Source organism: Aeromonas bestiarum (assembly GCF_028751155.1).
Taxonomy (GTDB): Bacteria; Pseudomonadota; Gammaproteobacteria; order Enterobacterales; family Aeromonadaceae; genus Aeromonas; species Aeromonas bestiarum.
In genome coordinates, this window is sequence record NZ_CP064746.1 from 1155565 (window position 1) to 1174100 (window position 18536).

At 59.8% G+C, this 18536-nt stretch carries 17 protein-coding genes and 7 tRNA genes; 9 read left to right on the top strand and 15 right to left on the bottom strand.

Annotated elements, in window-relative coordinates; translation table 11 throughout:
* Positions 1–26: 26 nt before the first annotated feature.
* The 13 genes from IU367_RS05675 to lolB all read right to left on the bottom strand — a co-directional run bounded on the left by IU367_RS05675 (position 27) and on the right by lolB (position 8072).
* Positions 27–110, bottom strand: a tRNA-Leu gene (locus tag IU367_RS05675).
* 8 nt (positions 111–118) lie between these two features.
* Positions 119–195: transfer RNA gene (locus tag IU367_RS05680), tRNA-Met, on the bottom strand.
* 134 nt (positions 196–329) lie between these two features.
* Positions 330–404 (bottom strand) — tRNA-Gln (locus tag IU367_RS05685).
* Between the two features lie 146 nt (positions 405–550).
* Positions 551–625 (bottom strand) — tRNA-Gln (locus tag IU367_RS05690).
* A 47-nt stretch (positions 626–672) separates the two neighbouring features.
* A tRNA-Gln gene (locus IU367_RS05695) sits at positions 673–747 on the bottom strand.
* Positions 748–760: 13 nt separating this feature from the next.
* Positions 761–837: transfer RNA gene (locus IU367_RS05700), tRNA-Met, on the bottom strand.
* Between the two features lie 235 nt (positions 838–1072).
* Positions 1073–2164 (bottom strand): redox-regulated ATPase YchF, encoded by a 1092-nt coding sequence (gene ychF, locus IU367_RS05705; RefSeq protein WP_274453656.1) that lies wholly within the window; start codon positions 2162–2164, stop codon positions 1073–1075.
* Positions 2165–2396: 232 nt separating this feature from the next.
* On the bottom strand, positions 2397–2993 hold the full coding sequence (gene pth, locus IU367_RS05710; RefSeq protein WP_274453657.1) for an aminoacyl-tRNA hydrolase: 597 nt from the start codon (positions 2991–2993) through the stop codon (positions 2397–2399).
* A 197-nt stretch (positions 2994–3190) separates the two neighbouring features.
* Positions 3191–5179, bottom strand: a complete 1989-nt coding sequence (locus IU367_RS05715) for a bifunctional metallophosphatase/5'-nucleotidase (RefSeq protein WP_274453658.1) — start codon at positions 5177–5179, stop codon at positions 3191–3193.
* Positions 5180–5278: 99 nt separating this feature from the next.
* Entirely contained in the window at positions 5279–6226 is a 948-nt protein-coding gene (locus IU367_RS05720; protein ID WP_033131039.1) for a ribose-phosphate pyrophosphokinase, read from the bottom strand.
* 311 nt (positions 6227–6537) lie between these two features.
* Positions 6538–6612, bottom strand: a tRNA-Gln gene (locus IU367_RS05725).
* Complete coding sequence (gene ispE, locus IU367_RS05730; protein WP_274453659.1) at positions 6592–7461, bottom strand: 4-(cytidine 5'-diphospho)-2-C-methyl-D-erythritol kinase; 870 nt, start codon at positions 7459–7461, stop codon at positions 6592–6594. The genes IU367_RS05725 and ispE overlap by 21 nt, the downstream gene beginning before the upstream one ends.
* A 26-nt stretch (positions 7462–7487) precedes the next feature.
* Positions 7488–8072, bottom strand: a complete 585-nt coding sequence (gene lolB, locus IU367_RS05735; RefSeq protein ID WP_274453660.1) for a lipoprotein insertase outer membrane protein LolB — start codon at positions 8070–8072, stop codon at positions 7488–7490.
* A 121-nt stretch (positions 8073–8193) separates the two neighbouring features.
* Between lolB and hemA the strand changes: the two genes are divergently transcribed.
* The 7 genes from hemA to IU367_RS05770 all read left to right on the top strand — a co-directional run bounded on the left by hemA (position 8194) and on the right by IU367_RS05770 (position 15449).
* Positions 8194–9450, top strand: a complete 1257-nt coding sequence (hemA, locus tag IU367_RS05740) for a glutamyl-tRNA reductase (RefSeq protein ID WP_043135619.1) — start codon at positions 8194–8196, stop codon at positions 9448–9450.
* 53 nt (positions 9451–9503) lie between these two features.
* On the top strand, positions 9504–10592 hold the full coding sequence (prfA, locus tag IU367_RS05745) for a peptide chain release factor 1 (RefSeq protein ID WP_005317010.1): 1089 nt from the start codon (positions 9504–9506) through the stop codon (positions 10590–10592).
* 49 nt (positions 10593–10641) lie between these two features.
* Positions 10642–11496 (top strand): peptide chain release factor N(5)-glutamine methyltransferase, encoded by an 855-nt coding sequence (gene prmC / locus IU367_RS05750; RefSeq protein WP_274454348.1) that lies wholly within the window; start codon positions 10642–10644, stop codon positions 11494–11496.
* A 43-nt stretch (positions 11497–11539) separates the two neighbouring features.
* Complete coding sequence (locus IU367_RS05755; protein WP_274453662.1) at positions 11540–11929, top strand: SirB2 family protein; 390 nt, start codon at positions 11540–11542, stop codon at positions 11927–11929.
* A gap of 11 nt (positions 11930–11940) precedes the next feature.
* Positions 11941–12741 carry a SirB1 family protein gene (locus tag IU367_RS05760; protein WP_103471016.1) on the top strand — a complete coding sequence of 267 codons (801 nt, stop codon included), beginning with the start codon at positions 11941–11943 and terminating at the stop codon, positions 12739–12741.
* A gap of 271 nt (positions 12742–13012) precedes the next feature.
* A complete protein-coding gene (gene kdsA, locus IU367_RS05765; protein WP_042037513.1) occupies positions 13013–13867 on the top strand; it encodes a 3-deoxy-8-phosphooctulonate synthase in 855 nt (284 codons plus the stop codon).
* Positions 13868–14171: 304 nt separating this feature from the next.
* Positions 14172–15449: a dicarboxylate/amino acid:cation symporter gene (locus tag IU367_RS05770; RefSeq protein WP_274453664.1), complete on the top strand. Its 1278-nt coding sequence runs from the start codon at positions 14172–14174 to the stop codon at positions 15447–15449.
* Positions 15450–15613: 164 nt separating this feature from the next.
* On the opposite strand, the gene grcA is transcribed toward IU367_RS05770, so the two are convergent.
* A complete protein-coding gene (gene grcA, locus IU367_RS05775) occupies positions 15614–15994 on the bottom strand; it encodes an autonomous glycyl radical cofactor GrcA (RefSeq protein ID WP_042867771.1) in 381 nt (126 codons plus the stop codon).
* A gap of 734 nt (positions 15995–16728) precedes the next feature.
* Between grcA and ung the strand changes: the two genes are divergently transcribed.
* A complete protein-coding gene (gene ung / locus IU367_RS05780) occupies positions 16729–17397 on the top strand; it encodes a uracil-DNA glycosylase (RefSeq protein ID WP_274453665.1) in 669 nt (222 codons plus the stop codon).
* A 223-nt stretch (positions 17398–17620) separates the two neighbouring features.
* Positions 17621–18169 carry a hemerythrin domain-containing protein gene (locus IU367_RS05785; protein WP_274453667.1) on the top strand — a complete coding sequence of 183 codons (549 nt, stop codon included), beginning with the start codon at positions 17621–17623 and terminating at the stop codon, positions 18167–18169.
* Between the two features lie 50 nt (positions 18170–18219).
* Here the strand turns inward: IU367_RS05785 and IU367_RS05790 are convergent, their stop codons facing one another.
* Positions 18220–18402, bottom strand: a complete 183-nt coding sequence (locus tag IU367_RS05790; protein ID WP_042867775.1) for a DUF3545 family protein — start codon at positions 18400–18402, stop codon at positions 18220–18222.
* Positions 18403–18536: the final 134 nt, after the last annotated feature.

An 18536-nucleotide genomic window follows, 5' to 3' on the forward strand; every position in this document is an offset into this window, starting at 1 on the left:
GCTGGTCTGTTTGGTACTGCTATTAATGGTGCGGAAGGAGAGACTCGAACTCTCACGCCTAGGGCGCCAGAACCTAAATCTGGTGCGTCTACCAATTTCGCCACTTCCGCAATATTAATGGTGGCTATGACGGGATTCGAACCTGTGACCCTCGCATTATGAGTGCGATGCTCTAACCAACTGAGCTACATAGCCGTCTTGTCACCAATGTCATTGCTGACAAGTCAAAAATGGCTGGGTACTAGGGTTTGGACCTAGGCACGTTGACGAGATCGAAATCTCTCACGCTTACCACAGCAAATCATCGACAGGTCGATGACGGGTAAAAATGGCTGGGGTACTAGGATTCGAACCTAGGGATGGCGAGATCAAAACCCGCTGCCTTACCGCTTGGCGATACCCCAACAGTGCTCTTCAACAGCCATGTGACTGGTCAAAGAACTTTTAAAAATGGCTGTGGCACTAGGATACGAACCTAGGAACGTTGACGAGATAAAAACCTCTTACGTTCACCACAGCTATCACCGACGAGGTCGATGAAAGGCAATAATGGCTGGGGTACTAGGATTCGAACCTAGGGATGGCGAGATCAAAACCCGCTGCCTTACCGCTTGGCGATACCCCAACAGCGCTCCTCGACAGTCATGTGACTGGTCAAAGAACTTTTAAAAATGGCTGGGGTACTAGGATTCGAACCTAGGGATGGCGAGATCAAAACCCGCTGCCTTACCGCTTGGCGATACCCCAACTGAACAATTAATGGTGGCTATGACGGGATTCGAACCTGTGACCCTCGCATTATGAGTGCGATGCTCTAACCAACTGAGCTACATAGCCAACCGTGCTTCCAGTGAGTCGTTGCCTCGTCACTGTGCGGGCCGAATTATGCGTATCTGGCTCTGGGGCGTCAACCCTTTTTTTGCCAGAAAAACCGAATTTGGGTGCGTTTGGCGAGTTATTGGTCGCTGTCGTGCAAAAGCCCAACAATCTGGTTTTTTTTACGACATTTGCCGGAAGATACGGCGTTATGCCAGATAAAAGAGAGGCCAGCAAATGCTGGCCTCTCATGGGATTAGACGTTGAACAGGAAGTTCATGATATCGCCATCTTTGACGATGTAGTCTTTCCCTTCGGCGCGCATCTTGCCTGCTTCCTTGGCGCCTTGCTCACCCTTGTAGGTGATAAAGTCTTCGAAGGCGATGGTTTGGGCGCGAATAAAGCCTTTTTCAAAGTCGGTGTGGATCTTGCCCGCCGCTTGCGGTGCTGTGGCGCCGACCGGAATGGTCCAGGCACGCACTTCCTTCACGCCGGCGGTGAAATAGGTCTGCAGCTTGAGCAGCTCGTAACCTGAGCGGATCACCCGGTTCAGGCCCGGCTCTTCGATGCCAAGATCTGCCATGAATTCTGCGCGATCGTCGTCGTCCAGCTCGGCGATGTCAGATTCGATGGCGCAGCAGACCACCACCACAACCGCGTTCTCGGTAGCGGCGATTTCACGCACCTTGTCGAGGAAGGGGTTGTTCTCGAAACCGTCTTCCGCCACGTTGGCGATGTACATGGTGGGCTTGAGGGTCAGGAAGTTGAGGTGGCTCACGGCGGCCAGCTCATCCTTGTCCAGCTTCATGCCACGGATCATCTGGCCGTTTTCCAGGGCGATCCGGATCTTCTCCAGGGTTTCCACTTCCAGCTTGGCATCCTTGTCGCCGCCCTTGGCGCGCTTGGACTGGCGGTGAATGGCGCGCTCGCAGGCGTCCAGATCCGACAGGGCCAGTTCGGTGTTGATCACCTCGATGTCGTCGGCCGGAGAGACCTTGCCGGCAACGTGAATGATGTTCTCGTCCTCGAAGCAGCGCACCACGTGGCCTATGGCTTCGGTTTCACGGATGTTGGCCAGGAACTGGTTACCCAGACCTTCGCCCTTGGAGGCACCGGCAACCAGACCGGCGATGTCCACGAATTCCATGGTGGTCGGCACGATACGCTGGGGATTGATGATGGCCGCCAGCTGGTCGAGACGCGGATCCGGCATGGGAACCACACCCGTGTTCGGCTCAATGGTGCAGAACGGGAAGTTGGCGGCTTCGATGCCGGCCTTGGTCAGCGCATTGAACAGGGTGGATTTACCTACATTGGGCAGGCCCACGATACCGCATTTAAAACCCATGGATTGTTACCTTATTGATGGATGCTGTTGAGGGCCGCTTAACCTGTTCACGCTCTTACTGCGAGGCCGTGATCAAGGCTCATGTGCTGCTCGGAATCCTCACGTATGCCTATACGCTCCGGTTCCTGCGCTGCGCTTCACCTTGCTGACGACCTCTCGTCACAGTGCGTGGACAGGTTCTTGGGCGACCCTGTCATATTGTGCGAGCCTGACGCGTGTCAGGCATCTGTATTCAGACTTTTTCGGCCTTGAAGCTGTGCAAGCGATTCATGGCCTTGGTCATGTCTTGCTTGAACAGGATATCGGTGGCGCGCAGGGACTCATCCAATGCGGCCTCGATCAGGCTCTGTTCACTGCTTGGGGCCTTGGTCAGGACGAATCCGGCCACCAGCTCCTTGGCGCCGGGATGGCCTATCCCGAGGCGCAGCCGGAAGAAGTTATTGTTGTTGCCCATCCTGGTGATGATGTCTTTGAGGCCATTATGACCACCGTGACCACCACCTTGCTTGAACTTGGCGATGCCGGGGGGCAGGTCCAGTTCATCGTGGGCCACCAGCATGGCTTCCGGTTCTATCTGATAGAAACGGGCCAGCGCCGCCACGGCCTTGCCGGAGAGATTCATGTAGGTGTTCGGGATGAGCAGACGCACATCCTGACCTTCCACCTGAATGCGGGCCGTGTGGCCGAAGAACTTGGGCTCTTCGCGCAGGCTGACATTGTGCCAGCGAGCCAGCTGCTCCACATACCAGGCGCCCGCGTTATGGCGGGTCTTGGCGTATTCGGGGCCGGGATTGCCCAGTCCCACGATCAGTTTGATTTGGCTTGTCACGCTTGATGTCTTCACTCGCTACTTGCAATGGGCAGACTGCCCAAGGCAATGGGACGCAATATTCTAGCCGCCGACTGGCGATCACTCAACCAAAGCTCGGCAACCGTGAGGGAATAACCGCTGATCGGGTTGCCAATGGCAGCAAAACGGGCCCCTTGTCGAGGCCCGTGCAGGTCGGTGTTGGCTGGGTTGGCGGCTTATTTGGCCCGCAGCAGCGTGACCGTCTCTTCCGTCAATGCGGTCAGGGTCGGCCGCTGCTCTCGCACGTATTGTACGAAGGAGGCGGCGTCAGTGCCGCAGTTGACGCCGCTGGCCTTGCAGTCGAGTTGCTGACCCGGCGCATAGCGGGCGCTCAGCTGATCGCCGCTTTGCTCCACCTTCTCGATGGGGAAGCCGGTCAGCTTGCCATCCACCCAGGCGAGATCCAGCCGCTCGGCCTGCTGGCGCTGGGCGCGGGCGAGTGCCTGCCAGCCGTCATTGCCATTGGCACTGTAGGCGTTCATCACCACCCGGTAGCGCTGGTCATCGACCAGATCCTGCCACTGCCCTTCGGTGCTCTGCCATTGCAGTCGGGTCAGCTCGCCACGCTTGCCCGGCACGGTTTCGGTGAAGGTGTAACGCAGGTGGCCGCCGTAGGGGAACTTGCCGGCGTGAGCGCTGGCAGGCAGGGTGGCCGTGATGGTCTCGGTCAGCAGGGCGCGTACCTCGGCACCGGTCAGGGTCAGCACGGAGAGCTGATTCTTGAACGGCAGCAGGGTGAGCGCCGCGTCCCCTTCGCGCAACTCGCCGGCGGGCAGATCGGCGCGCACGCCTCCCACCGCCAGCAGGGCGAAGTGGACAGGGCCGCCGGTCAGGGCCTGCACCGCCGGGGTGTTGGCCCAGTAGTATTGGCCTTCGGCCACCAGGGGGGCGACGTCGGAGCCGTGGCTGTCGCTGCCGTTGTCGCCGGGGCGGCGGGCATTTTGCAGCGCCGCCGGCAGGGTGGCGATGACGGGCCCGAACGCCTGCTCCAGCGCCGGCTTGTAGTGGCTGTCGATGATGCCGCGCAGACGCGGGTCTTCATCCACAGTCACCAGGTTGGGCTGGGCATCGATGAACTTGCCCGCCTGCTTGCCCCGCGTCTCATCCAGCACCTGCTTGCGGGCAGGATCGGCGAAGAAGTCGCGGCTGGCCAGCAGCTGGTTCTGGCCCTTGCAGGCGATGACCCGGCCCTGGCCGTCGAAGCTGACCCGGGCCAGGCCGATGGCCTGGGCGTAGGAGCCCGCCTGCACCACGCAGGTCAGGCCGACGCCGTCCGGATTGGTGACCAGCTGGGCGTATTCGCCTGTCTTGCCCCAGCCGATATTGCTGAAGTCGCCGAGCAGGCTGTGGGAGTGGCCGCCGACGATGGCATCTATGCCGTTCACCTCGGCCGCCAGCGCGAGATCCCGCTGGTTGCCGATATGGGTCAGGGCGATGACGTGGTGGATCCCCTTCTGGCGCAGCAGATCCACGGTCGCCTGGGCCGAGGCGACCTCCTTGCCAAAGCGCAGCTTGCCGACGTTGGGGGAGATGTTGGCCATGTCTTCCAGCACCAGCCCCATCACGGCGACCAGCTGCTTGCCCTGGGGCAGGTTGTTGAGATCGGTGACCGGGCTCTTCCGGTTGCCTTCGAAGGCATAGACCACGAACGGCTTGAGGTTGGTGGCGTGGCGCAGATCCGGGTCGTCACGGGTGTCCAGGTTGGCGGCCAGCACAGGGAAGTTGACCCCCTGGATGAAGCGGGCCAGCTTGTGGTTGTCGAGATCGAATTCGTGATTGCCCAGGGCCATGGCATCGAGCCCGAACTGGCTCAGCAGCTCGGCATTGGCCATCCCCTCGTTGAGCTTGAAGTAGCCGCTGCCCTGCCAGGCATCGCCACCGTGCAGCAGCAAGAGCGGCTGGTTCTTGGCCAGCGCCTCGGCCTGAAAGGATTTCGCCATGGTGAGCAGGCGCGGATAGCCGCCGAAGCGGGTGTAGAGGGTGTCGGTTTCCCCCTGCTTGCCAAAGATGGGCCCCTTCAGCTCGGCGTTGACCGGGTCAAACTGGGAGTGGGTGTCGTTCATGTGCGCCAGGGTCAGCACGAAGGGCTGGTTTTCTTTGCCGGGCTGACAGGCGAACAGGAAGCTGCAGAGGACGAGGAGCAGCAGCGGGCGCAAGCGATTCATGGATCTATCCTTAACCTGCCGGGGCAGGGCAATACCGGGTGTAACTGGGCTAAAAAGACAAAAACCGCCAGCTGGCGGTTTTTGTCACAACGGCGTCTATCAATGCTCAAACATGGCAGAGATGGACTCTTCGTTGCTGATACGACGAATGGCTTCCGCCAGTACGGTTGACAGGGTCAGCTGCTTGACCTTGTCGACCGCCTTCATCTCCGCGGTGAGCGGGATGGAGTCGGTGATGATCAGCTCGTCGATGACCGAGTTCTTGATGTTTTCCACGGCGGAACCGGAGAAGACCGGGTGAGTGGCGTAGGCGAATACACGCTTGGCGCCGCGCTCTTTCAGGGCTTCCGCGGCTTTGCACAGGGTGCCGCCGGTGTCGATCATGTCGTCGACGATAATGCAGTCGCGGCCGGCTACGTCACCGATCAGGTGCATGACCTGGGAGACGTTCGGGCGGGGACGACGCTTGTCGATGATGGCGATGTCGGTATCGTCCAGCAGCTTGGCGATGGCACGGGCACGCACCACGCCGCCGATGTCCGGCGACACAACCACGGGGGATTCGAGGTTCTTGGACTGCATGTCTTCCAGCAGCACAGGGCTGCCGAACACGTTGTCGACCGGGACATCGAAGAAGCCCTGGATCTGCTCGGCATGCAGGTCAACGGTCAGCACACGGTCCACACCCACGCTGGAGAGGAAGTCGGCGACAACCTTGGCGGTGATGGGTACACGGGCGGAGCGGACGCGGCGGTCCTGACGGGCATAACCAAAGTAGGGGATAACGGCAGTAATACGGCCAGCTGAAGCACGACGCAGAGCATCCACCATGACGATCAATTCCATCAAATTGTCGTTGGTCGGGGCACAGGTGGATTGAATGATGAAGATATCGCCACCGCGTACATTCTCATTGATCTGTACGCTGATCTCGCCGTCGCTAAAGCGACCTACGGCAGCATTGCCGAGTTTGATAAACAGGCGATCTGCGATCTTCTGGGCTAGTTCCGGCGTTGCGTTACCAGCAAACAGCTTCATGTCAGGCACGGTTTGAAACCTCGGGGTTGCATCCAGTATGTGGGGGAGTCTGATTCAGACCCGTATCGTTTTGGGGCAAACGATTTATCAAGTTGACGGGTCAGGCCACTATAGGCTGCTTTCAGGCTAGGTGCATATCGTTACATGTTTCAAATCGGATGGCTGTCGCGTTTGCAGGCAGCCGTCATCCAGGAGATCGATGACCTCTTTGCGAGTGACAAGGGGACGATAATGGTTGCAGACGGGCTTGACGAGATTGCGCTCTGTCAAGATCCTCTGCGGCCGGTTTACCGACACACCCGTGTCAATCACCAAGATAATGGCTGGGGTACTAGGATTCGAACCTAGGAATGGCGAGATCAAAACCCGCTGCCTTACCGCTTGGCGATACCCCAATCACTGATTTGTTGCAATGTCACGAACAGTGGTGATATGTTCTCGCCCTTGGCGACAAACCCATCCCATCTCTTCGGCACTTTTGCCAACACTTCCCGAGCAGCCTCTTCGTCTTCAAATTGAGCAAAGACGCAGGCTCCTGTGCCCGTCATTCTTGACGGCGCGTATTCTAGCAACCAGCCGAGCGCATTGGCAACCTCGGGGTGGCGCTTTTTCACCAGCAATTCGCAATCGTTTTTCCACTCGCCTTCCAGCAGGTTGTGAAATGCCATTTTCGGCGTCGCTCTGGGCAGGTCCGGATCCTGGAAAACGGCGGCGGTGGCCACATGGCAATCGGGCTTGAGCACCAGATACCAGGCGCTTGGCAATTCGACCGGTTGCAGTCGCTCGCCCACCCCTTCCGCAAAGGCGGCACGGCCGCGCACAAACACTGGTACGTCGGCCCCCAGCTGCACGCCAAGCTCCGCCAGCCCGTCTTCACTCAAGCCCGCCTGCCAGAGATGGTTCAGGGCGACGAGCGTGGTGGCCGCATCCGAGGAGCCGCCGCCTATGCCGCCGCCCATGGGCAATACCTTCTCCAGCCGGATGTGGGCCCCCTGCGGGCTCGGCAGCCGTGCCTGCAGCAGGCGGGCGGCGCGTATGATGAGGTTCTGCTCATCGGGCACGCCGGGAATGGCCGGGCTCAGGGTGAGCAGGTCCGTGTCTGGCAGTGGCTCGAATTCGAGCCAGTCGCCGTGACTGAGGAAGATGAACAGGGTCTGCAGCTCGTGATAGCCGTCCGGACGACGGCCATTGACGTGCAGGAAGAGGTTGAGTTTGGCCGGTGCGGGCCAGCGAGTGGCGGTCATTGTCGCCTCCTTGTCAGTCGCAGCCATCAGCGAACGAGCGTCCATTGGTTGATCTGCAACTTGAGGCGGCTGCCCTGGCCCGTCATGGTCAGTTGGTGCGGCAGGCGGTAGCCGTCCTGATCCCGGTAGTCGCCGTAGACGATCTGCCACTGGCCGTCACGTACGCTGGCCAGGCTGCTGTCGGGATTGAGTTCGAACTCGGCCTTGCCCGGCAGCCCCTTGATCCACTCCGGCAGCCCCTGCACCGGTATGTTCCAGCCGGTGAGCTGATAGACGAGCGCCTCGGCATCCTGGCTCTGGTGCGGCTTGCCCTCGTTGTCGATCAGGGTTATCTCGCCCTTGCTGCGGGAGAGCTCCAGTATGTGGGTGCCGACTATGCTGCTCAGGTTGAGGCGATAGTCGTCCCCATCCTGCTGCCAGTTGACCCGGGCGCTGCCCTTCTGCTGGACCGTGATGATGGCCATCTTGCCCGACAGCTGCCAGTGGGTGAGCTGCTCGAGACGGGCCCGCTCCTGCTGCCAGTTGACCTGATCCCGCTGGGGTTGGGTGGTGGCACAACCGGCCAGCAACAGCAGGCAGGCGAAGGTGAAAATACGCAACAACAAGGTCATGCTCCAGATACGGGGATTTGCCACAGTATAAGGGGCGGCCGTATTGCTTTTAAAGCCTTACCCTTTCTCGTACAATTGACGGCCTTTACTCCCAGCGCACAGATACGATCACCACCCACTCATGAGTTTGCTTGCCCTCGGAATCAACCACAACACCGCCAGTGTCGCCTTGCGGGAGCGGGTCGCGTTCGGCCCGGACTGCATCGATCGCGCCCTGCGTGAGCTGGTCACCCAACCCGGCGTAAGCGAGGCGGTGATCGTCTCGACCTGCAACCGCACCGAGCTTTACTGCAGCCTGGCGCAGGGGCAGGGGGAGCAGGTACTGCACTGGCTGCAACGTTTCCATGCCCTGGACGCGGCCGAAGTGGTGTCCGCCATCTACCAGCACTGGGACGAAGAGGCGGTGCGTCACCTGATGCGGGTGGCCTGCGGCCTGGATTCCCTGGTGCTGGGGGAGCCGCAGATCCTGGGGCAGATCAAGCAATCCTATGCCCATGCCCAGCAGTCCGAGGCGGTGAAGGGGTCGCTGGAGCGGCTGTTCCAGAAATCCTTCTCCGTGGCCAAGCGGGTGCGCACGGACACCGAGATAGGCGCCAGCGCCGTGTCGGTGGCCTTTGCCGCCGTCAGCCTGGGTCGCCGGATCTTCTCCGATCTCTCCCAGACCAAGGTGCTGCTGGTCGGTGCCGGCGAAACCATAGAACTGGTGGCTCGCCATCTGCGCGAGCAGAACGTCACCCAGATGATGGTGGCGAACCGTACCCTGCAGCGGGCCCAGCTGCTGGCCGAGGAGTTCGGCGCCCGGGTGATGACCCTGGAAGAGATCCCCGATTATCTGCATGAGGCGGACATCGTCATCAGCTCGACCGCCAGCCCATTGCCCATCATCGGCAAGGGCATGGTGGAGCGCGCCCTCAAGGCCCGTCGCTTCAAGCCCATGTTCCTTGTGGATATCGCCGTGCCGCGGGATATCGAGGCCGAGGTGGACGAGCTCTCCGATGCCTACCTCTACACGGTTGATGACCTGCAGGGCATCATCGAGCAGAACCTGGAGACCCGCAAACGGGCCGCCGCCGAGGCGGAGCTCATAGTGCAGGAAGAGCGCGATGAGTTCATGGGCTGGTATCGCAGCCAGCATTCGGTGGACCTCATCCGCGATTATCGTCATCAGGCCCAGCAGGTGGCCGATGAGGAGTTGCAGCGCGCCTTGCTGGCCCTGCAACAGGGCGAGAATGCCGAGCAGGCCCTCAAGGCCATGGCGCACCGCCTCACCAACAAGTTGATCCACGCACCGACCCAGGCTTTGCGCCAGGCGGCGGCCCAGGGGGATCACCATCAGCTCTCCCGCCTGCGTCAGGTGCTGGGATTGTCACCAGAGTAATTGTTCGGGGTGGCCGGCTGGCGGCCCCTTCCTCCATCGAGAAAACAAGATTTATGAATCCGTCACTGATCAGAAAGCTGGAAGGCCTCATCGAGCGCCACGAAGAAGTACAGGCCATGCTCGGCGAGCCCGGGGTGGCCTCGGATCAGGATCGCTACCGCGCCCTGACCCGGGAATATGCCCAGCTGGAAGATATCGTTCACGCCTTCCAGCGTTTCCGCCAGGCCGAAGAGAACCTGGAGGCTACCAAGCTGATGCTGGAAGAGGATGACGCCGACCTGCGCGAGATGGCGCAGGAGGAGTTGCCGCTGGCCAAGAGCACGCTGGAGGAGCAGGAGCAGGCACTGCAGGTGATGCTGCTGCCGCGGGATCCCAAGGATGACAACAACTGCTACCTCGAGATCCGGGCCGGTGCCGGCGGTGACGAGGCGGCCATCTTTGCCGGTGACCTGTTTCGCATGTATTCCCGTTACGCCGAGCGTCAGGGCTGGCGCATCTCCATCGTCAGCTGCAACGACGGCGAGCACGGTGGCTACAAGGAGGTGATCGCCAAGGTGGACGGCGAGCACGTCTACGGCCGCCTCAAGTTTGAATCCGGCGGCCACCGGGTGCAGCGGGTACCCGAGACTGAATCCCAGGGCCGGGTGCACACCTCCGCCTGTACCGTTGCCGTGCTGCCGGAAGTGCCGGAAGCCGAGCAGATCGAGATCAATGCGAACGACCTGAAGATAGATACCTTCCGCGCCTCCGGGGCCGGTGGCCAGCACGTCAACAAGACGGATTCCGCCATCCGCATCACCCACCTGCCGACCGGCCTGGTGGTGGAGTGTCAGGATGAGCGTTCCCAGCACAAGAACCGCGCCAAGGCGATGTCCGTGCTCTCCGCCCGCCTGCAGGCGGCCGAGGATGAGCGCCACCGCGCCGCCGAGCAGAGCACCCGTCGCAACCTGGTGGGGTCCGGCGATCGCTCCGAGCGTATCCGCACTTACAACTACCCGCAGGGCCGCCTCTCCGAGCACCGCATCAACCTCACCCTCTATCGCCTCGGCGAGATCATGGAGGGGGATCTGGACTGCATCATCAGCCCCATGATCCAGGAGTATCAGGCCGATCAGCTCGCCTCCCTGGCGGAAAACAGCTGATGCAGCCCGTTTGTGCAGATATCGCCGTCACGGCGATGGCGTGCCGCTGATGCAGATCCAGCAGGCTCGCGCCCACATAATGGCAACCCTGGCCGGGGGCGAGTCTCCCCGCGCCGACGCCGACGTGCTGCTCTGCCATCTGCTCGGTTGCCGGCGCAGTTATCTGATGACCTGGCCGGAGCGCACCCTGGATGCGGCCCAGCAGGGAAGGCTGCAAGACTGGCTGAGCCGTCGCCTCGACGGCGAGCCCATTGCCCACCTCATCGGCGAGCGGGAGTTCTGGTCACTGCCGCTCAAGGTGAGCCCGGCCACCCTGATCCCGCGCCCCGACACCGAGGTGTTGGTGGAGCAGGCGCTGGCGCGCTTGCCCCCAAGGCCAGTCGCGCCGGATCAGGCGCCTTGTACCTTGCTGGATCTCGGCACAGGCACAGGGGCCATCGCACTGGCGCTCAAGTCGGAGCGACCTGATGCCGATGTATGGGCGGTGGATCGTATGCCGGAGGCGGCCGCACTGGCGCGCGCCAACAGCGCCGCGCTGGGGTTGCCCATAGAGGTGCGGGACGGCAGCTGGTTTGAACCGCTCTCGGGCGCGCCGCGCTTCGGGATGATAGTCTCCAACCCGCCCTACATCGACGGCGCCGACCCCCATCTGGCCGAGGGGGATGTGCGTTTCGAACCGCGCTCCGCCCTGGTGGCCGACGAGCAGGGGCTGGCGGATATCCGGCTGATAGTGGCCGGTGCGCCTGCCCATCTGCTGCCCGGTGGCTGGCTCCTGCTGGAGCACGGCTGGCAACAGGGTGAGGCGGTGCGTCAACTCCTGCTGCAGCACGGCTACAGCCAGGTGGAAACCGTGCGCGATTACGGCGATAACGAGCGGGTGACCCTGGGGCGCCTGGCTCGGTGATGATGACGGGCGGGCCCGGCCTGCCTCTGTTCAAGGACATGTTATGTATGTTGCTCTCAAACATCTGCATCTGCATCTGGTGCTGATCGCCTCGGCCGTGCTGATGTTTATGCTGCGTTTTTACTGGGTTCAGAAGGGGACGGCCGGCGCCTATGGCAGCCGGGTCCTGCAACTGAGCGGCTGGTTGAATGGGCTGGTGGTGCTCTCCGGCGTGCTGCTGTGCATGGTGCTGGATCTCAATCCGCTCAACAATGGCACCCCCTGGCTCAGCGAGAAGCTGACCGCCATCCTGGTGGTGGCCTTTTTGGCCATGATGGCGCTGCGGCTGGCCCGCAACAAGGGTATCCGCTGGTTTGCCTTCCTCGGTGCCCTGGGTTGGCTCTTCTTTATCGCCAAGCTTGCGCTGCAGAAGCAGGCCGGTCTGTTCGGTTAAGGATGATGACTATGATACGCGTAGACGAATGGACCGATTTCGAGGCCCACGACATCGCCGAGCTGGCGTTGTCGGTGAGCGACGAGATCCATGGTATCGGCGGCCGTGGCGATGCCGAGCTGGCCCGGCTCGATGCCTGGCTGGACGAGACGATCGACGAGGGCAACTGCGACGAGGTGCGTCGTCAGCTGCTGCAGGGCTTCTACCAGACCCTGGGTTTTCACGGTGACTGGCAGGATTACTTCTCCGCCGCCAATTGCGATCTGGCTCAGGTGCTCGCCCGCAAGCAGGGCATTCCGGTCAGCCTCGGCATCCTCATCATACAGCTTGGCCGCAAGCTCGGGCTGGATGTGGAGGGGATCTGCTTCCCCGGTCACTTCCTGGTGAGCTTCGCCGGCAGCGAAGGCGAGGTCTATGTGGACCCCTTCACCGGCGACGAGCTGAGCCTGCACCGCATCGAGCTGCTGCTGCGCGGCGCCTTGGGCAATCTGGCCACCCTGACCTCCGAACACCTGCAGCCCTCGGGCCAGTGGGAAATCATCGAGCGGCTGCTCAACGTCAGCAAGGGTGCCCTGCTGCGGGAAGATCGCATGACGGAAGCGCTGCGCTGCAGCGAACTGCTGCTGCGCATGAAGCCTGGCGATCCGCTGGAGACGCGGGATCGCGGCTTCATCTACGAGCAACTCGACTGCCCGCGCTTCGCCGCCGACGATTTTGAATACTTTATTGAACAATGTCCGGACGATCCTGTGGCCGATGTGCTCAAGGTGCAACTGGCCGCGCTGGATCTGAGCCCCAAGCCTCTCCATTAAGGGGCCGGGAGCTGCAACGGAAGAGTATCAAGGCCGGTGTGCCAAGGCGCAGCGGACTAATTTGGATTCAAGCCCCTTCACTCAAGGGTGGCTGGGAACTGAAACAGAAGAGTATCAAGGCCGGTGTGCCAAGGCACAACGGACTAATTTGGATTCAAGCCCCTTCACTCAAGGATGGCTGGGAACTGAAACAGAAGAGTATCAAGGCCGGTGTGCCCAAGGCGCAGCGGACTAATTTGGATTCAAGCCCCTTCACTTAAGGATGCCTGAGATGGAACAGAAGAATATCAAGATCAATGACATCGATGTAGCCAACGACAAACCGTTCGTGCTGTTCGGTGGCATGAACGTGCTGGAATCCCGCGACATGGCGATGGCGGTGTGCGAGAAGTACGTGGAAGTGACCAGCAAGCTGGGCATACCATTCGTGTTCAAGGCGAGCTGGGACAAGGCCAATCGCTCCTCCATCCACTCCTACCGCGGCCCGGGCCTGGAAGAGGGGATGAAGATCTTCCAGGAGCTGAAAGCGACCTTCGGCATGCCGGTCATCTCGGATCTGCACGAGGTGCATCAGGCCAAGCCGGTGGCCGAAGTGGTTGACGTCATCCAGCTGCCCGCCTTCCTGGCGCGTCAGACCGATCTGGTGGAGGCCATGGCCCGTACCGGCAACGTCATCAACATCAAGAAACCGCAGTTCCTGAGCCCAAGCCAGATGAAGAACATCACCGACAAGTTCGAGGAGTGCGGCAACGATCAGCTGATCCTGTGCGAGCGCGGCGCCAACTTCGGTTATGACAACCTGGTGGTGGACATGCTGGGTCTGGGGGTGATGAAGAAGAGCACAGGCGGCTATCCGGTGATCTTTGACGTGACCCACTCATTGCAGTGCCGCGATCCGCTGGGGGCTGCCTCGGGTGGTCGTCGGGATCAGGTGACCGAGCTGGCCCGTGCCGGCATGGCGGTCGGCCTGGCCGGTCTGTTCATCGAGTCACACCCGGACCCGAAAGTGGCCCGTTGCGATGGCCCGAGTGCCCTGCCGCTGGAGAAGCTGGAAGGTTTCCTCAAGCAGATGAAGGCGATCGACGATCTCATCAAGGGCTTCGAGCCCCTCGATACCTCCGCCTGATCCACGGCGCCTGTGTCGTGATGCCAAGTGCCCCGCCATGCGGGGCATTTTTATATCCGAAAGGTATTCAATAAAGCCTTAAATAAATCACCGACTAAATATATCACGGTTGCCGTGGTGTTAATGATGTTAAATGTGTTGTGTGATTAATGTCTCTTAATTGCTTCTTATAACGTGTGAAAGTGGCGCCGTTACGATGACGAAATAGCATGAAGCTGGCGAGAGAACTATGATCTCTCGTTACGGCTCCCTGCATGCTTATTTCTGCCATATGAGATGTCGATTAATTAACAGGACGTTAATAATGCGAAAGAAAATATTCAGCAGCCTTTATTTCCAGGTGCTGCTTGCGATCACCCTGGGGGTATTTCTGGGACACGTCTATCCCGACCTCGGGGCGGATATGAAACCACTGGGTGATGGCTTCGTTAAATTAATCAAGATGATCATAGCCCCCGTTATTTTCTGTACCGTGGTGACAGGTATCGCCGGCATGGAGAGCATGAAGGCGGTGGGGAAAACCGGTGCCATAGCGCTGCTCTACTTTGAAGTGGTGAGCACCATAGCGCTGGTCATTGGGCTGTGCGTGGTCAACCTGTTGCAGCCCGGGGTGGGCATGAACGTGGACCCCGCCACGCTGGACGCCAGTTCCATCTCGGCCTATGCCGAGCAGGCCAAGTCGCAGGGCATCATCGCCTTCCTGCTTGACGTGATCCCGGGCAGCGTGATCGGCGCCTTTGCCAGCGGCAATATTCTCCAGGTGTTGCTGTTTGCTGTGCTGTTTGGTTTCTCCCTGCATCATATTGGCGAGAAGGGAAAATTAATCTTCAATGTCATCGACAGCTTCTCCCAGGTTATTTTCGGCATCATCAACATGATCATGCGACTGGCACCGGTCGGGGCATTTGGAGCCATGGCCTTTACCATAGGGAAATACGGTATTGGCTCGCTGATCCAGCTGGGCCAATTGATCGCCTGCTTCTATATGACCTGTCTGCTGTTCATTTTTCTGGTGTTGGGCAGCATCGCCAGGGCGAATGGTTTCAGCATCCTGCGCTTTATTTCCTACATCAAGGAAGAGCTGCTGATCGTGCTGGGAACCTCCTCTTCCGAATCCGTGTTGCCGCGCATGCTGGTCAAGATGGAGGCGCTCGGCTGCAAGAAGTCGGTAGTGGGGCTGGTGATCCCGACCGGTTACTCCTTCAACCTGGATGGCACCTCCATCTATCTGACCATGGCGGCCATCTTCATCGCCCAGGCGACCAACACGCCGCTGGATCTGTTCCAGCAGATAACCCTGCTGGTGGTGCTGCTCATCTCTTCGAAAGGGGCGGCCGGTGTCACCGGCAGTGGCTTTATCGTGCTGGCGGCCACCATCTCGGCGGTGGGGCACCTGCCGCTCGCCGGGTTGGCGCTGATCCTGGGGATAGATCGCTTCATGTCGGAGGCGCGTGCCCTGACCAATCTGATCGGCAACGGGGTGGCTACCGTGGTGGTGGCCCGTTACTGCGATCAGCTCGATGAGCAGCAGATGAACGCGGTGCTGGGATCGTCGGCCCAGAAGGCGGATCAACAGGGATAGCGACGAGCGGGGCCCGGGGCATGGCTGTCATGCACCGGGCCCTGCCAGAGCCAGATTTGCCGCCCGCAGGCACTGACCCATAGGCCAGCCAGGGGCGGACAGTCAGACATAAAAAAACGGCCCGAGAGGGCCGTTTTTCATGGTGCAGATCACCGCAGAGGGAATTACAGGCTCTGGGTAAAGGTACGGGTGACCACGTCACGCTGCTGTTCCGGGGTCAGTGCGTTGAAGCGCACGGCATAGCCGGAAACACGTATGGTCAGCTGCGGGTACTTCTCCGGGTTGGCGATGGCGTCTTCCAGGGTCTCGCGACGCAGGACGTTGACGTTCAGGTGCTGACCACCTTCCACGGCAGGTTCGGCTTGAACCGGCAGCTCACGGTATTCGAACTGACCCAGGTCAGAGACGCTGACTTCCTGATCGGCGGTGAAGGTGTCGCCCTTGGCGCAGATGCAACGAGCCTGTTGCTTCTCTTCGTCCAGCAGCCAGAAAGAGTTCAGCAGAGCTGCGTTGGTGGACTGGGTGATTTGGATGCCCTTGATCATGGTATGACTCCTCATAGGAAAGCGGATTCAACTGTAAGGAAATTACCCTGATGTATTTAAACCACCGGGATGATTTAAAGGGCCCTTGCCTTACACCTTTACTTTGTTGGGTCATATATACCACGATGGTAATAATACGAAAATTGATCTAAATCAAAAAATACGCGATTTGTGCCTGTCTGTAGGGATTAAATTATTGAGATTAATCAAAAATAGGTCATTTTTCTGATTATGTAAGATATCCAGATTATGCATCTTTCATTAATTAAATCTAGTAATTTAACTACATGTTATGGCTATTTCACTCCGTGGAAGTCAGGGCGCAGCCGGCCCCACCGGTTGACTGGGCCAGGGTGCAGGGCTGGATGTCCATCGTCCGGCAACCCAGGATTCTCGTCTTCGCTATAAAAGGAAGCGGATCCGCCGGCAGGGGGTCAGAGGAAGGTGAGGCCCTCCGCCTTGGCATACTTGGCGAAGCGGGCTGGTTCGGCCCCCCGCGTTTTCTGCCGCTCTCGATGAAGGGGGCATAATGGCCATGGCGACCAGCCATATGGGGCTCAGCCGGCGGCGCTGCGGTTGCGTCTTGTGGTCTGCCCCCCTATCCTGAGCCCCTTGCCGCATTAATTGAGGATATTGGGGTGCTGACCTGGACAGATGTACTGGATTCGGAGAAAGAGGAGAAAGGGAGAGGACCGCAGGGGTCTGATCCTGCCGCATTGATTGAGGAGGCTGGGGTGCCGAGCTGGACAGATGTGATTGGCTCTGAGAAAGAGCAGGACTATTTCAAGGCGACCCTGGCGACCGTCAGGAGCGAGCGGGAAGCGGGCAAGCTGATCTACCCCCCGGCGACCGAGGTGTTCAACGCCTTCAAGCTGACCGAGCTGGATCGGGTCAGGGTAGTGATCCTGGGTCAGGACCCGTATCACGGCCCGAACCAGGCCCATGGCCTCTGCTTCTCCGTGTTGCCCGGGGTGCGCACGCCTCCCTCGCTGGTCAACATCTACAAGGAGATGCTGCGGGATCTGCCGGGTTTTGTCACACCCAATCACGGTTTTCTGGAGTCCTGGGCCCAGCAGGGCGTGCTGTTGCTCAATACGGTGCTGACGGTGCAGGCAGGCATGGCCCATTCTCACGCCCATCTGGGCTGGGAAACTTTCACCGACAGGGTCATAGAGCAGATCAACGCCAGCTGTCAGGGGGTTGTCTTCCTGCTGTGGGGGGCTCATGCCCAGAAGAAGGGCCGTTTCATCGACCGGCAGCGCCATCACGTGCTGAGTGCCCCTCATCCCAGCCCGCTTTCCGCCCATCGCGGCTTCATAGGTTGTGGCCACTTCTCCGAAACCAACCGTCTGCTGGCCCTGCAGGGGATGAGCCCCATCAACTGGCATTCGGTCTGCGAGTAGCCGGCCCAGGCCAGACTGATGTGACCCCGACAGTGCGAGCCCGAGAGGGCTCGCACTGTTTCTGGTCGTCTGCGGACAGGCAGGAGGCGGCAAGCGAGGTCATCTGAAGGAGGAGGTATGAGCCGGGATTGTCTGCGTCAGATTTGATTGAGTGCAAAGTTAGCGCAATAAATGACCGTATACTCGAGACAGGATCTTTCTCAAATCAGTGCAAGGAGTGCCCATGTTAGCCAGTCTGCATAAGGACCACCTCAACATCGCCAAGCTGTTGCAATTGCTCAAGAACAAGCTTGCCGCCATTCGCAGTGAACAGCCGGTCAGCTACTTTCTTATCCGGGATGTGGTGGATTATTTGCGGGAGGTGTCGGACAAGTACCACCACCCGAAAGAGGACATGATCTACGACTACTACCTGAAATACCGGGTGGTGGAGGGCGAGGTCGCCAACCGGTTGCAGGAGGAGCACGCCAGACTGCTGGAGGCCGGTGCCGAGCTCAAGGAGATGGTGGAGATGATACTGATGGATGCGGTCATCCCGCTGGATCAATTCACGGCCAAGCTGGAGCAGTTTGTGGTGCTGCAAGAGGCGCACATGAACTATGAAGAGGGGGTCATCTTCCCCCATCTGCGCGATTCGCTGACCGAGGACGATTGGCGTCACCTGGAGCAGATCTGGCATAACCGGGCCATAGGGGATCCCCTGTTTGGCGCCGAGATCAGCCAGCATTTCCAGGAGCTGGCCAAACGCCTGTCGTTACCACTCTCCTCCTGACAGTCACAAGCCACTAAAAAACAGCGCCCCGGTTAACCGGGGCGCTGTTTTTACAGTTCGATCTCTTCCGAGAGACCTTCGTAGGCGATGTCGATGGATTGCAGCTCCTTCTGCAGGCGATGCTTGTCTTTCAACGCCTCAATCTCACGCCATTTACGTTTCTTTCCCGTTGTCCCGCGGCTACGTGAACCGAGCTCAACCACATCGTCATAATCGAAGTTGAACATTTCCATGGCTCCCTCCTTGGTTATTCTCGTTTTCATCACCCGTATAACATAACGCCATTAAAATTAAAACGTTTTCGTGACGAACTCATGACAGGGGTCCGGCGCCCATAAAAAAACCGGACTCCCTCGCGGGAGTCCGG

Bases quoted from the DNA above. Each gene is read 5' to 3' on its own strand.
- ispE (WP_274453659.1), bottom strand. From the start codon at position 7,461: ATGACCGCCACTCGCTGGCCCGCACCGGCCAAACTCAACCTCTTCCTG.
- ychF (WP_274453656.1), bottom strand. From the start codon at position 2,164: ATGGGTTTTAAATGCGGTATCGTGGGCCTGCCCAATGTAGGTAAATCC.
- lolB (WP_274453660.1), bottom strand. From the start codon at position 8,072: ATGACCTTGTTGTTGCGTATTTTCACCTTCGCCTGCCTGCTGTTGCTG.
- IU367_RS05790 (WP_042867775.1), bottom strand. From the start codon at position 18,402: ATGGAAATGTTCAACTTCGATTATGACGATGTGGTTGAGCTCGGTTCA.
- IU367_RS05715 (WP_274453658.1), bottom strand. From the start codon at position 5,179: ATGAATCGCTTGCGCCCGCTGCTGCTCCTCGTCCTCTGCAGCTTCCTG.
- grcA (WP_042867771.1), bottom strand. From the start codon at position 15,994: ATGATCAAGGGCATCCAAATCACCCAGTCCACCAACGCAGCTCTGCTG.
- prfA (WP_005317010.1), top strand. From the start codon at position 9,504: ATGAATCCGTCACTGATCAGAAAGCTGGAAGGCCTCATCGAGCGCCAC.
- IU367_RS05760 (WP_103471016.1), top strand. From the start codon at position 11,941: ATGATACGCGTAGACGAATGGACCGATTTCGAGGCCCACGACATCGCC.
- prmC (WP_274454348.1), top strand. From the start codon at position 10,642: ATGCAGATCCAGCAGGCTCGCGCCCACATAATGGCAACCCTGGCCGGG.
- IU367_RS05755 (WP_274453662.1), top strand. From the start codon at position 11,540: ATGTATGTTGCTCTCAAACATCTGCATCTGCATCTGGTGCTGATCGCC.
- IU367_RS05785 (WP_274453667.1), top strand. From the start codon at position 17,621: ATGTTAGCCAGTCTGCATAAGGACCACCTCAACATCGCCAAGCTGTTG.
- hemA (WP_043135619.1), top strand. From the start codon at position 8,194: ATGAGTTTGCTTGCCCTCGGAATCAACCACAACACCGCCAGTGTCGCC.
- IU367_RS05770 (WP_274453664.1), top strand. From the start codon at position 14,172: ATGCGAAAGAAAATATTCAGCAGCCTTTATTTCCAGGTGCTGCTTGCG.
- kdsA (WP_042037513.1), top strand. From the start codon at position 13,013: ATGGAACAGAAGAATATCAAGATCAATGACATCGATGTAGCCAACGAC.